Source organism: Wolbachia endosymbiont of Oedothorax gibbosus, assembly GCF_936270435.1.
Taxonomy (GTDB): Bacteria; Pseudomonadota; Alphaproteobacteria; order Rickettsiales; family Anaplasmataceae; genus Wolbachia.
In genome coordinates, this window is the sequence record NZ_OW370567.1 from 910,406 (window position 1) to 924,849 (window position 14,444).

A 14,444-nucleotide genomic window follows, 5' to 3' on the forward strand; every position below is an offset into this window, starting at 1 on the left:
AGGCAATTTGCGTGGCAGATGGTGTCATCCGAGTAGCCCCTATGACCCCAGTTATGGATTAACCAACGAAGTAAAGCTGAGAAATACAGGGCTTTTTCGATTGCATTGAATAAGAAATGAGGGTAGAAAAAATATGTACCAAGAAATTTACTGTGGATCTATGCCGAGTGTGCTCAAGTTCAAATTTGTTTTTTAGGCAGCCAAAAACCGTTTCAACAATCGATCTTTTCCCTAGTAAAATCTTCTCTTTCAGCGAAATCAGTGCATTTTTCATACCTTTTTTCACTTTAGTGACGAGTTTTAGACCTCTATCGAATAGTTTCTCAAAGAGCTCTTTCTTTATATAGCCCTTATCTCCAAACAAAAGTCCAGTTAGTTTTTTGGTTAGAGTTGGTACAGGTTTTCTGTCATCGACGTTACCTCTGGTTAGCGTAACACCTTGAATTTCACCTATTTCATTGATTACTACATGTAATTTAAAACCAAAAAACCAGCCGTAAGTATTCTTTCCTAACTCTGCTAATCCTTTGAAAACCTTATTTCTTGAGATTCTTTTTCGATGGCATACTGCTATTGAAGTAGAATCTATGTAGGAAATCCCGGTCATTTTTGCTTGTTCACAAAACCATTGCAAAAGTAATGCTAAATACCACAAAACTCGCGGCTTTAAGGCAATAAATCTGTGATATGAAGGCAGCTTTGAAAACTCTGATCTATAGAATAACTGAAGATAACAAAGATAAAAAGCCTTGAAGTTTTTACATGGTGATTTATGGTATAATAGGATTATGGTTAGAATTTCTGAGTGCGCTATTTCTGGTACTCTGGTTGGTTTTTTGCCGTTTGATAAGAACCTATTTGCAAAATTATCATCTACCGCACGACAAAAATCCTCGACGCAACAGTACAGTTCTGTAATATCTTTCTTCATGGGTAACCTCTTATTATTACTAAAATACTCGAGTTTACCCTGTTTCCCTCTTCTTAGTTATACTTTTATCTATTTTCTAATCCATAACTGAGGTCTATGATGTCATGCCAGTGCCCCTATGATGTCATCCCAGTCTGGGATCCAGATTGGGCACTAAGTTGGTAAACACGAAAGCGCTTTACAACGTTTTTGATGGAACTGCGTGAAAGGACTGGATGCCAGTGTCAGCTACTTGCATATTTGTTCCTATAGTTGTCTTTTCTCGTCTACCTTACTGCCACTCTGCTGAACGGATACCTATTTCTTTCTATTAAATAAGAATAAATTGCCTATACAAAAATAGATTGGCAATATTTCAAGTCTGCCAAGCAGCATTAAAAACGATAGAAATAATTTTACTTCATTACTGAAAGAGGAATAATTACCCGAAGGACCTATTAAATTACTAAATCCCGGGCCAGAATTTGTAAGCGTTGCAGAGACTGAGCTGATGCTAGTTATAAAGTCTGCATTGCTTAAGTAAGACATCACTACTGATGAAATGGTAAACGTTAACATGAAAATTGCAAAAAATATAAAGACAGAGTGAACTTCATCATTCTCCAGGGTTTTTCCATTGAATTTTACCCTATCGCCTGCGCCTGGGTTTAATAAAAGGCGAAAGTGATTTTCTATAGACTTTAGAAAAATGATCAAACGAAAGATTTTGATGCCACCACTTGAAGAACCACTACATCCACCAACAAAGGTTAGAAAAAAAGCTAAGACTGAAATGAAACTCCAATCTATATGATTACAGATTGCATAACCAGTTGACGTAATCAAGGAAGTGATAGTAAATGTGCTGCATCTAAATGATAATGACACTCCTAAATCAACATTTTGATACAACCAAAAACAAGCAAATAAAGATGAAACAATAGCTATCTTAACAAAGTAAGAGACCTGTTCATCATGGCAAATGTCTAACCGTCTTATGATTTTTAAATAGCTAAGAAAAGGCAGAGAACCCAAAATCATAAAAACGATCGTTATGGCTTCTAACATAGGGTTATTGTAGTGCCCTATAGAATCATTATAGTTAGCAAATCCACCAGTTGATACAGCGGACATTCCGTGACATATTGCATCAAACAGTGGCATACCAGCTAGATAATAGGAAAATATACATAACAAAATTAGGCCATAATATATTGCCGTAACATGAATTACTACGCTTCGCGTGTTCGGCAACTTCCTTTTGGTAGCATCTGAATATTCAGAATAAAGTAAATTATTTAGGCTGAGAACCTTAAACATAGGAAAAACTGCAATTCCTATAGTTATTACACCAAAACCCCCCATGCCATGTAGCATTGCTCTCCATAGCAGTATTCCTGGAGATTGTTTTTCAATATCATTAAATATAGTTGCTCCTGTGGTTGTGATGCCAGATATCGTTTCAAACAATGCATCAACATAGCTCAGATTATCAAAATAGAAAGGAATAGCTGCAAACAGAGACAAGGCAATCCAGGTGCAACTAGTAATCGCAAAAATTGCCGGCATGCCATACAATCTACTTAATTTACCGAGTAAAATAAAAATTGCGCCAGATGTGCAGGTAATTATGAATCCAGCGAGAAAATTTTTCCATTCGTAGCTGAGATACTTATTGGTAATAGCAGGAATAAGCATTGCTAAGCTAAACAGCAATAGGAATATTCCCACAATAAATACAATTGAACGCAAATTTTGTAAACGTTGATGATTTTTCATAGAGTTACTTCCTCGCTATACAAAGCCATAAAAGCTACTCTAACGTCAAGCATTTTGTTGTAACAGTTATTAACAATATACTTGACTTACTTGTAAATATGTGTGATAATTAAACTTATTATAGAAAATAGAGGTAACACATGACTGAATTAACTGGTATACAACAACAAATTAAAACTTCATTAATTACAGCAATCGGGAATAACAACCCTCAAATGGTCCAGGACATATTCGAAGATGAAGATAATGATTATGGTGATATACAAGCAGTTTTGAGCCACAAGGGGACTGTGGATTCTAACCTAGATGCCATTTTAGATTTTGCTATTAGATTTGAAGCTCAAGGAGAATTTGAAAAAAGCGTAGAGATCATTAAACTAATTTGGGAGGAAGCTGATCAGGCAACTCGTGATTCTGTGTGTTGTCGTGCAATGGATAGTTTTCAAGAATATGGAGATAACTATATAATAACTACTCTTAAAGAGGGACAAAAACTTTATGTTAAGAAAGATATAGCTGATGGAAAATCGCTTGAAGACTTGATTAAAGAAGTGGAAGATTACAAGAGGGTAATGGATCTTGATATGGCACTAAGACATGCAATAAGAAGCCTTGATGTTGATCAAGTTAAAACAGCATTAGAGAATTGTGGTACAAATGTAGAAAGGGTTTTGATGCGAAATGTATATTGGAATAATTCTACTAATATTGATTGCTTGTTAATTTATCCTCTGCTGGTTAACTATGGTAGAGAATTGAACCAAGAAGATGTGGAAAAGATAAAAGAAATCTTTGAATTAATGTTTAATGCTGCTTCTCCACAGCTCCTTGAGTTCGAGCTCAATGGAAATAACTATGTAATGGATAAACTTACATGTGCACAAAAACTTTTTGCTGAAATACCTGGAGTAGGTGAGCAATGCTTTCAAGATTTGATTCGAGCACTTGAGGAAAAACTTAGTGAACATGCGTCCAAAAAGCTTATAGAAGAACAAGCAAGAGAAGATGCAGAGAGATTGCAAAATGAAGGACAGAACACGTTCATATCTTCAATAAATACTACGATCCCAGAAAAGAACGAAACAACCTTCTGGAGTGAACACAAAGGGAAGATCGCTCTAGGTGTTACTGGACTATGCGTAGCTGGTGCTGTTGCAGCCTATGTGCTGGCATATCCTGTAGTTGCACTGGCTTTAACAGTTTTGGCAGCAGTTATATTAATGGGTGCTGGTATTGCTAAGTTTTGTGAGAAATCAGAAAGCCCAGATACAAAAAGCTCGGACCCGGTTGTTTCTGGGTGTTGCAACAACGCAGAACTGCCTAATCAGTAATCCATTGTCATCCCAGCGCGCCGCGCTGGGTCTGACTGTATCCGTTCAGCGGAGCGGTAAAATAAAAAGTAGACAAGGAGTGCTAAAAACATAATATCGCAAGTAGTATGTGTGGTCTGATCTACTAGCTAGTCTTCTCAAGCTCTGTGAAAGCTTTAAAATAGAGATAGAGCAACTAAAAGCAGAGATAAAGAGGTTAGAGATAGAAAACGAAAATTTTAGATCTGAGAATAAGGCGCTAAGAATTGAAAATGCTGAATTGAAAGAAAGACTAGGTCTGAATTCACAAAATTCATCGATACCGAGCTCAAAAGAGTTATACAAGCTAAAGAAGAAAAAGAAAAAAAGTGACAGGAAAATAGGGGCACAGATTGGGCATGAAGGAAGTTTTCGCGCCAAAATGGATGCAGATGAGGTGATAAAAGTAAAGTTGTCATCTACTTGCGAGTGCGGAGGAGAGATTGCAATATGTGGAAAACCTTACATTAGACTTCTTTCAAAATTCATATAAGGAGCTCAAAGTTATGAATAGCAGCAATTAAATTAAATCTTAAAGCAAAACGTTTTCGTCTGTTTCGATACCTATCCGAGATGATTTTAAACCTCTTCAATTACGTTTTCAACTATCACCCTTTGGCTAGAAAGAGTCCTATTCTCCGATTTTTTGTCTTTTGGTAAAGGAAACTTTTTTGATCTTCTATGGGGAAGTTGAACATTTTTATGAAATTTGTGCATACCCCTATAACCAGCATCTGCTAAAACTTTAGTGGTCGATAACATGCGAACTTTTGACTCTTTAAAAACTCTAAAGTCGTGTTGTTTACCGTTAGCAAAGGAAGTACATATAACTTTTTTGCTTTTTTTTGCTATAACGACTTGTGTCTTTACCGTATGCTTCTTTTTCTTTCCTGAATAAAATCTTTTCTGCTTTTTTTTGGCCTTTCTACTGGTCCATCTATTACCAAAATTTCATATTCTACATTACCATTTAATAGCTCTTTTTTTCCTGGTAATGCAAAATCTGATTAATGTGCCTTCTACCCATCTTATTATTTTAAAACAGTTACTTTCACTCATGCCATAACTTTGTCCGATATGAAAATATGTCCGATATTCTCTCAGTGCCATAAGTAGCCTGTCTTCTATGCAAAGTTTACTTTTTCTCCCACTTCTAGCTTTTTTTCTTCCTCGTCTAGAATTTTTACCATTCTCTCGAATGTTGCTTTTTTTACACCTGTTAAACGTCGAAATTTTTCTCCTTCTAACTTTTCTATTTCCTTATATTTCATGCTTCCAAATACTTGATCTTACACTCCTTCTCTCAATTTTGAAAGAAGTCTAATATCTCGCTTACCTGAAGCAATTGGAGCTTCTCGAGTTGCAAAAAATATTTTGAAATCTGAAAGAATGATGTGAAATTTTTTGAATGATTCAGAAAACATTCCATTGACATGCTGAACAACAGATACGACACTATGTCGTTTACCGTAAAAACTCATATTTTACACAATCACAGCGAGGAAACACATTCCTCGAACGGATAATTTCATTATACTTAACATGGAAACAAAAGGGCTTTCCAAAATCTCCTATCTATTGTTTCTTAAACCACTCTGCTGAACGGATACACAAATGTTCGTACAGCTGTGTGTCACGCACTTTGCTTCAATATTTGCACATTAGCCACTCCCCTGAACAGACAATGGCGTCAACTTAAGGAAAAATATCGGTGATAGTGTATAAAAATTCTCTCTAAAATTTTTACCATTAAATTACCCAAAAGCTGCAATAAATAGCACTTTTGTTGCTGTTTTATTTCAACAAAGAAGTCTAAAATGTGTCCTTTTTAGGTAAAACATGCAAAAAGGAAAAAATTTTATTCTACAAATTAAAAATATAATATACTCGAAAGCTTTTCAGAGAATCCATTGTGTTGGAAAGAACAGTTTCACGCGAACAAGAAAACTCCCTTTTACGACAGTATTTTCTATGATTTTAAAGTTAGTTAAAAAAAGTTTGGGAATAGAATGTGAACTTATGGAGCCATTGACATGTACCCTCAAAGCAAGCTTTTTCTAAAGCAAGGTATAAATACAGGTTTTAAAGAATTTAAGCATCCAAACAGCCTATCAAGATGAATCTGAGCTGGAGAGGCTATAGACTTATTGCAGCAGATGGTTCTGGTATGAGATTACCCAGCTCTGAGGAAATTGTATCCGAGTTTGGCCGCTTTAAACCAAATGGAACAACAGGCACAATGCCACCATTGGCAAGAGTTTCTTTGTTTGTTGATTTATGTACTTCACTGATTTGCAGTGCTCGCCTTGCGGCTTGGGAACAAACGTTGGCGGAAGAGCAATTACCCGAAGTTATCACTCAAATGCGTTCATTAAATCAAAAGAAATTATTATTTATCTATGATCGTGGTTATCCTTCAGTAAAATTCATTCAGCAGCATGATGATTTGGAAGTAGATTTTATTTTTCGCTTGCAAAAAAGAAATTATAGCAAGCTATGGGAACGAATTGCATCTGGCGAATCAGATTTTGATTTTATATTAGAAAATGAAAAGCTAAAAAATAAAATGAAAGGACAGAAAGTAAGAGCTGACATTAGCTAACGGAGAAACAGAGGTATTAGTTACTTCACTTTTTGATCGAGAAAAATTTACTTTGGAAGATATCAGTAAAGCTTATGTATTAAGGTGGCACATAGAAGAGTGCTACAAACGACTCAAAGTAGGAGCAGAGTTAGAGAATTTTTCTGGGGTAAATTTAGAGGCTGTATTACAAGAATTTTGGGCAAACTTGGTCATGTGCAATATATTATCGCTTCATATGTGTGATGCACAAGGGCCTTGGAACCCAGATCAAATTGCCGAGTACCGTTTAAATTTTTCAGTTTTATTTGGTGTGATGAGACAGAAACTTTATCAAGTGCTCGTTGCGCCAAAAGATTTTCAAGCCCTTTTTAAGTATACGCGCCAAAGTTAAGATCCGACCGGGAAGATTGTATAGCCGCAATAAAGTAGATAAGCCCAAACGCCATCATGTCTTTAGGAGAGTTTGCTAATGTATGCTCTTAGAACCTGTTAAGGATCTCGAAAATATGAGGTAAAGTAGGCATAGTTAAGAAAGAGGTATATCTATGCAAAAAAGCTATCCAAGCGATATAAGTCAAGAACAATTTGAAAAAATCAGACCAATACTGGAGAGTAGCAGAAAGAAAACAAAACCAAGGAAACTTGATTTGTATGATGTATTTTGTGCAGTGCTATATATCCTAAAAAGCGCCTGCCAGTGGAGAATGCTGCCAAAAGATTTTCCAAGGTGGGAGAACGTGTATTACTATTTTCAAATGTGGAATAAAAAGAATGGAGCAGAACCAAGCTTGCTGGAAGTAGTCTTAAAAAAAATTAGTTGGAGAGGTTCGTATCAGCAATGGTCGGAAAGAGAAAACCAGTTTCTGTATAATTGATGCACAAAGTGTTAAAAACACAGATACTGCTGAAAAAAAGGGCTATGATGCAGGTAAAAAGATTTCAGGCATAAAGCGTCATATTGCAGTTGATACGCAAGGCTTGCCACATGCAATTCATATAACAACGGCAGAAGTAACTGATCGTAGCAGTGCTGTGGAAATGGTGGAAAAGGCTGAAGAAAACCTCTCTGAAGTTAAAAATATACTGGTTGATGCTGGCTATACAGGAGAAAATTTTGCAACTCAAATAAAAGCTACTATTGGTGCAACTGTTGAGGTAATAAAGCGAAGTGAATTACACTCTTTCGTTGTATTGCCAAAGAGATGGGTTGTTGAGCGTTCTTTTGCTTGGTTGGAAAAATGTAGGCGTTTGTGGAAAAATTGCGAGCGGAAACTCAACACTAGCTTACAGATGGTTGTTCTCTCCTTCATTTCTCTCTTATTACGAAGATTTTAAACAGGTTCTTAAGTTGACGCCATTGCCTGAACAGATACGTATTTTTAATGCAACAAAACATATGCTTCTGAAGCCTATTTCAGAGATCTAGCCAGTAACCACTCTATTTCTACCACTGTTTTTTGCTTTATATAAATATTTGTCAGCACGTACTATAAATTTTTTAATATCGTTAAGGTCAGATCCTTGCATTTCTGCAATTCCAATGCTCACAGTTATATTGTGGGTTGTATTTTTGTCCGCAAGTATAAAAGGTTCTTTAGCAATAATTTTTCGTATTCTCTCCGCAATAGTATACGCATCTGATACATTGGTATCTGGCATTACAACAACAAACTCCTCACCACCAAACCTAGCTAGTAAATCCGTCACTCTGATATTTTCAGAAATTCTTCTCTGCATTTGCTTTAAAAGCTCATCTCCAGCACTATGCCCAAAACTGTCATTCACCATCTTAAAATAGTCTATATCAAGTATCATAAGAGACAACCTTCTATCCTTTTCCACAGAGTCCTTAACAATGTTTCTTAAGTGTGCGTCAAAATATCTTCTATTATAACAGTTAGTTAATGGGTCCTTTATAGACATTTCCGCATTATTAAATAAATTCATTCTCAAGGCATCTTGATATCTTTTGCGTTTTACTTGCGAATTAACCCTTGCTATTAACTCACCCTCATCCAAAGGTACTGTTAAATAATCATTAGCACCTACATCAAGTGCTTTTACTAAATTGTTTTTATCATAATCCTCAGAAAGAATCAGAATTGGTGTATAACGTGTTTCCACCTTACTACGAAAACCAGAACACAAACGCAAGCCGTCAGTTTTTGAAAAATGCATATCAGAAATGATCAGGTCGTAATTATCCTTAATACCAACCTTTAATGCCTCCACTGGATCACTCAGTATTTTAATTGACCTAAAGCGGTGCTTTAGTACATTATATATCTGCTCTGCTTGAAAGACATCTTCATCTACAACAAGTATGTTAGCATCAAAAATCTGATTAGAATAATCCATAATACTGTTTCCTGCTACTCCGCCAATCTCAGCGTTGGTTTCTCCTCTTAAACGCAATTCATCTATAATCATTTTTAAGCGCGTGAGAGACTTGATCCTTGCAGATAAAGCAGTTTCGTCTATTGGTTTAGTCAGAAAATCATCTGCACCAGCATTAATGCCCTGTACTCTATCATGAGCGTCATGCAGCGCAGTTACCATAATTATTGGAATATGGGTTGTCAAGGGATCACTCTTTAGCTCCTTACAAACTTCAAAGCCATTCATTTTTGGCATCATAATATCAAGTAATATAATATCAGGCTGCTGCTTTGCTACCAAATCCATGGCTTCCTCACCATCATAGGCTACGATAACCGTATAGTACTCTGCTTTTAGTCGAGCTTCTAAAAGCTTGACATTAGATAGTACATCATCTACTACCAGAATCTTCGCTGTCATTATCTTTGGATGTATTATCTATATCGTAAGTAGGATAAAGCTTACCATTTTTACCAACTATGTAATTTACTTTCTCAGTATTACACTCTTTATATAAGTCTTCAATTCCTGCGTCTTTCAATAACCTCCTAGCTTTTGATTTTATAATCATAAGATACCTATATGTATTCCTAATAAGATCAATAAATACAGGCACCTTATTTCTATCAAGAACAATTATGCTCACTAAAGCAACGACCAAAATTTCTGAAAGACCTATATTGAACATTTTTCCTATGAAGCAAGTACCTTAATCCTCCTGATTATAAATATTAATTTGCTTAAATCAAGTTTAGAAGCAACCATCTCATCTAAAAAACTATTATAACGTTCTATGTAGTCCTTATCATTACAAGCCCAAGTTTGAACCTTATCTTCGGGGTTATCAGTAGCTTTTATGACTTTAACAGCTAGCTTGTGATGGTAATTGCTTAAATCGTCCAATAAATCATTAACTAAGCTGCGATCCCAATAAGAAGAGCGGCTTTTCATCTTGATGGCAATTGTTCTAATCAGATCGAATCTTAACAGCGACTTTAACTCAAAGTATATTTTACCAGCATCAAGAATGGGCAAAGACGTCTGTTCAGCAATAGATATAATGTCCAGTGCATAAGCAAGAACGCATAGATCAGCAACTTTTTTTGCTAGATCTTTATTTATATTAAGTTCTACTAAAGAAGTTGATCCATGGCTATAGACCTTTAATAGGTGTTCATCTAAAACATCAGTTAAGTTCTGGCCTAAAGTTTCAATTGCATCTTTAAATTTTGTAACATCATCCAACTCTACAAAGCTAAGCTTGCCAAGATTTTTCACTAACCAAAACGATACTCTGCCAATAAATTTCTGCACATTTCTCACTATTTGTAAGTATGAGTTAACATCAATTTTTCCATCCAATTCATCAATTTTCTGCCACAGGCTGTTTAAATCATACAGGTGGTTAACAACAATATATATGTTAACCGCTTCTTGTACCTTAATTCCAGTGTTCTCAGCCAAATTATTGATGAATATACAGCCCATTCTATTCACTACATCATTTGCAATGCAAGTAGAGATAATTTCTCTACGAAGTTGGTGTTTTAATATGAAATCCTTAAACTTTGTTATCATCTTTTTAGGAAAATAACCTAGCAAGTAGTCATTAGATATAAGATCTTTTTCAGGCAGATCGGAATGTATAATTTCATTTTTTATTGCCGTTCTAGCATAAGACATTAGAATAGAAAGCTGAGGAGAACTGAAACCTTCTGCACCAGTTAACATCCTTGCTATCTCTTCTTCAGCTGGAAGAAATTCTACGCTTCGGTTTAACAGCCCAGATTTTTCTAAACTGAGCAGTAACCTGTGGTGCTGCTCCAATCTCTCTTTAGCTTGCAAACACTCAAGAAGTAATGCTTTTGTTTCAATTTTGTTGTGGTTCTCAAGCACTTTGGATGCAACTTCATCCACCATACTTGCTAGTATTTCATTCCTTTTTTCTAAAGAAATACCCCCTGCTTTCATAGCTGAAACAAATGCAATCTTGATGTTGACTTCAAGGTCCGAACATATCACTCCGGCTGAATTATCAACAAAATCTGCATTGATATATCCACCTTTTTCAGCATATTCTATTCTTCCAAGCTGTGTACAACCAAGGTTTCCACCCTCTATAAACATGGAAGCTCTAATATCCTTACCATTCACTCTTAACTCATCGTTTGCTTTGTCACCGACCATGCTATGATTTTCACTCTTTGCCTTAACAAACGTGCCAATTCCTCCATTCCATATGAAGTCCACTTCTGCTTTGAGTAGATATCTAATCAAATCACTTGGAGGTAGCATATCTTCTGTTATATCAAAGCATTTTTTTATTTCTTGAGAAATGTTTACTTGCTTGCTGCTACGCTCAAATACTCCTCCACCTTTAGAAATCAAATCCTTGTTATAATCCATCCAAGTTGAAAATGGTAACTCAAAGAGACGTTTACGCTCTGTGAAACTCTTTTCTGTATCAGGGTTTGGGTCAACAAAAATATGCATATGGTTAAATGCGCCGATTAAATGTATATTTTTTGAAAGCAGCATACCATTTCCAAATAAGTCGCCAGCCATATCCCCAATTCCAATAACAGTTACATCTTGGTAAATATCCTTATTCATTTTCCAAAAATGCCTCTGCGCTGCAATCCATGCACCTCTGGCTGTAATACCAATTTTTTTGTGATCATAACCTGCTGATCCACCAGATGCAAATGCATCGCCAAGCCAAAAATTGTATTCAGAGGCTATCTGGTTGGCATAATCAGAAAATGAAGCAGTGCCTTTATCTGCTGCAACTACTAAGTATGGATCATCTTCATCATACCTAATCACATTCTCTGGTGGAATTATTTTACCATCAACCACGTTATCAGTGATATCAAGCATTCCTCTGATAAAACTCTTATAGCATTCAACACCTTTCTCTCTTAAAATATCTTTGTCTTTATAAACTTGCTTAATTACAAACCCACCCTTTGCGCCAACAGGTACAATAACCGCATTTTTTGTCATCTGAGCTTTCATGAGCCCCAAAACTTCAGTGCGAAAATCTTCCGTCCTATCCGACCACCTTAAGCCACCACGGGCTAATTTCCCTCCTCTTAGATGTATTCCCTCAAAAATGTTTGAATAAACATACAATTCACGATACGGGCGAGGATCAGGTAAACCATTTATTTTACTTGAGTCAAATTTTGTAGATAAGTAGGGTTTATCATCTTGATAATAACTGGTCCTTAAAATAGCCATTATCAAGTTAAATATCGAGCGCAAAACGTAATCATGTGAAACATTGCTGATCTCTTTCAGAAGTTCCTCAATTTTTTCTATGAAAATGTCCGTGGTTTCTGCTCTATCAATGTCTATGTTAGGATCAAATCTTGCATGAAATAGTTGTATCAAATACTTTACTATTTTTGGATATTCTGAGACCACTTTTTGGATATATTCTGGGTTGTAGTTAAATGACGTCTGCTTTAGGTAAGCACTGAGCGCTCTAACCAGAAGCACTTCTTTCCACTCCAGCCCAGCAATAATGACCAAACTGTTAAAATAATCATTTTTAATTTCCTTTCTAAACACTTTCGCAAGTGTTATTTCAAATTGCTCTTTTAGAGTAATGTTGTCTATTAATTCATCGACTCTTGACAACACAAAATGGTGTATCCATATTCCACCGTTGATTTTTATGTAATAACCATTATGAGATAGGATCTTCGCTCCCAAATTCTTAGTAATTCTTAATATCTTCGATAATTCAAGACCTCCATTGCTCGAAGTGTAAACCTTTAATTGATAATTAAGATTGTCACGAGTAAGTCTTAAATCGACCTCGCTAACTCTTTTCTTCCTCACTATCTCCAATTTTTTCATATCGTAATATGCGTCATGAGGTTCGAAACTCTCTTGATAGCTTATTGGAAATGCCTTGCAATAACGGATGAATATATCCTCAACAGTGCTAAAAGTATTATATAAATTGTCTATAAAACGATCTTCCCACTTTTCTGTAATGTTTCTTAATTTGTTTTCGATACGCAAAACTTCATCATCAGAAACGCTAGCATTTTTGGTCTTTAGCACTACATGCAATTTCATCAAATCATATTCATTGATAATGTGATTATTATAAATATCTGAACTTTCTGCACTTATCTCATCCTTCAATATATCACGTATCTTGAACATTAGCCTAGCGCTAGCATAACGCATTGGTATCAGCACTATGCAACTAATAAAATCCCCTACTCTTCTTAAAAATAACCTGACCCTTGGTCTAATCGCAAGAGACATGATCGAAATGCAAATTTTAAATAATTCGTCTTCATTTGATTGGAATAATTCATCACAAGAGAATGCTTGTAAAATAGAAATTAAAGCTTTGTTATTGTGGCCCCCGGTTACAAATCCTGCATTTTTTTCTATAACTTTAACTTTATCTCTTATTATTGGAATAGTTCGAATATCTTGGACCTCCGCTACAGAAGTAAATAGCCCGAAAAAACGCCGTTCCTTTACTACATTACCCTGGTCATCAAATTCTTTTACTCCTATACAATTCACGTATGTACGTCGATGAACTATTGAGATTAGATCTGATCTCAATATGTATAGGGAATCAAGGTTTGCAGAAGGAATCAACGTACTTTGACCTACTCTCATCAGGCCAAGGTCCTTTTTGCTATCACAGACGAGTTTTTCATCTTTACCAGCAATATATTCTTGATAACCTAGAAATACGAAGTTATTATTCTTTAACCAAACTAGAAAATCTTTTTGCTCTTGATTTCGGTCTGGTGTCATTCCAGTGCGTGACCACGTGTCCTTTTCCTGGATCCCAGCTGGGATGACAGAAAGACTTGCCTCATCAAGTTTCTTGAGCATTAAGTGCCAATCTTTCACAACGCAATTAACTGCTTTCAGCGTTTTTTGTAGAGATTCTTTTAATGTATCAACAAAACTGTCACTTATACCTTTGATAATTACATATATAACTGACTCTTTGATTCCATTGCTTTCTTCCAAAGGGTAAATCTCGTCTATTAGGCCATCTTTTCTTTTAATGTTAATTACGCTGTTGCTGTAATAGCATATGGTTAAATCGTGCGACTTAATAGTTGCAATCACAGAGTCAACCAAAAATGGCATATCATCGTTTGTTATCTTAATCGTGGTAAAATCGCCTTCTACTCCTGGTATATCATCTATATTGCTTACTACTAACTTACTTTCATCTTTCTCTTTTTGAGAAACAAAATTGTAAGCATCGTTTACAATATATAGCAAAAACTTATCATTGGCTTTTAGGTCGCTTTTATAAACAAAACTATAAAAATACTTAATAAATTTTTTAATTTTTTCTTTATCTTGCTGATTTTCTTGATCAGCTAACTTAAATAAAGACTCAGTGTCAACATTATGATCTATACACATTTTTTAACCAAAATAC

7 protein-coding genes and 4 pseudogenes are annotated in these 14,444 nt (G+C 35.5%); 5 read left to right on the forward strand and 6 right to left on the reverse strand.

Annotation, left to right across the window (positions count from 1 at the left end; translation table 11 throughout):
• Window positions 1-58: 58 nt before the first annotated feature.
• Together NBW39_RS04555 and NBW39_RS04560 are read right to left on the reverse strand one after the other, a co-directional pair.
• On the reverse strand, window positions 59-931 hold the full coding sequence (locus NBW39_RS04555; protein WP_250294632.1) for an IS982 family transposase: 873 nt from the start codon (window positions 929-931) through the stop codon (window positions 59-61).
• A 297-nt stretch (window positions 932-1,228) separates the two neighbouring features.
• Window positions 1,229-2,689 (reverse strand): TrkH family potassium uptake protein, encoded by a 1,461-nt coding sequence (locus NBW39_RS04560; RefSeq protein WP_250294656.1) that lies wholly within the window; start codon window positions 2,687-2,689, stop codon window positions 1,229-1,231.
• A gap of 140 nt (window positions 2,690-2,829) precedes the next feature.
• Between NBW39_RS04560 and NBW39_RS04565 the strand changes: the two genes are divergently transcribed.
• Together NBW39_RS04565 and NBW39_RS04570 are read left to right on the forward strand one after the other, a co-directional pair.
• Window positions 2,830-4,020 (forward strand): hypothetical protein, encoded by a 1,191-nt coding sequence (locus NBW39_RS04565; protein WP_250294657.1) that lies wholly within the window; start codon window positions 2,830-2,832, stop codon window positions 4,018-4,020.
• A gap of 109 nt (window positions 4,021-4,129) precedes the next feature.
• A pseudogene (locus NBW39_RS04570) lies at window positions 4,130-4,507 on the forward strand (DUF6444 domain-containing protein); the annotation flags it as partial.
• A gap of 16 nt (window positions 4,508-4,523) precedes the next feature.
• Here NBW39_RS04570 and NBW39_RS04575 read toward each other — a convergent pair.
• Window positions 4,524-5,309 (reverse strand): annotated as a pseudogene (locus NBW39_RS04575) (IS5 family transposase).
• A gap of 52 nt (window positions 5,310-5,361) precedes the next feature.
• On the opposite strand from NBW39_RS04575, the pseudogene NBW39_RS04580 reads away from it, so the two are divergent.
• The 3 genes and pseudogenes from NBW39_RS04580 to NBW39_RS04590 form a co-directional block, all read left to right on the forward strand.
• Window positions 5,362-5,627, forward strand: a pseudogene (locus tag NBW39_RS04580) (IS66 family transposase); the annotation flags it as partial.
• Between the two features lie 250 nt (window positions 5,628-5,877).
• A pseudogene (locus tag NBW39_RS04585) lies at window positions 5,878-7,092 on the forward strand (IS4 family transposase).
• A gap of 75 nt (window positions 7,093-7,167) precedes the next feature.
• Window positions 7,168-7,957, forward strand: a protein-coding gene (locus NBW39_RS04590) for an IS5 family transposase (protein WP_250294658.1) whose coding sequence is annotated in 2 segments (ribosomal slippage) — window positions 7,168-7,428 and window positions 7,430-7,957 — 789 coding nt in all. Because the reading frame shifts where the segments join, the coding sequence is not laid out codon by codon here.
• Window positions 7,958-8,044: 87 nt separating this feature from the next.
• Here NBW39_RS04590 and NBW39_RS04595 read toward each other — a convergent pair.
• Genes NBW39_RS04595 through NBW39_RS04605 form a run of 3 tightly spaced genes read right to left on the reverse strand, consistent with a single transcriptional unit; the run spans window position 8,045 to window position 14,428 of the window.
• The gene (locus tag NBW39_RS04595; RefSeq protein WP_250294659.1) at window positions 8,045-9,421 is read right to left on the reverse strand and encodes a PleD family two-component system response regulator; all 1,377 of its coding nucleotides are present in this window, start codon (window positions 9,419-9,421) and stop codon (window positions 8,045-8,047) included.
• On the reverse strand, window positions 9,393-9,689 hold the full coding sequence (tatB, locus tag NBW39_RS04600) for a Sec-independent protein translocase subunit TatB (RefSeq protein ID WP_250294660.1): 297 nt from the start codon (window positions 9,687-9,689) through the stop codon (window positions 9,393-9,395). The genes NBW39_RS04595 and tatB overlap by 29 nt, the downstream gene beginning before the upstream one ends.
• 5 nt (window positions 9,690-9,694) lie before the next feature.
• On the reverse strand, window positions 9,695-14,428 hold the full coding sequence (locus NBW39_RS04605) for an NAD-glutamate dehydrogenase (RefSeq protein ID WP_250294661.1): 4,734 nt from the start codon (window positions 14,426-14,428) through the stop codon (window positions 9,695-9,697).
• Between the last annotated feature and the right edge of the window lie 16 nt (window positions 14,429-14,444).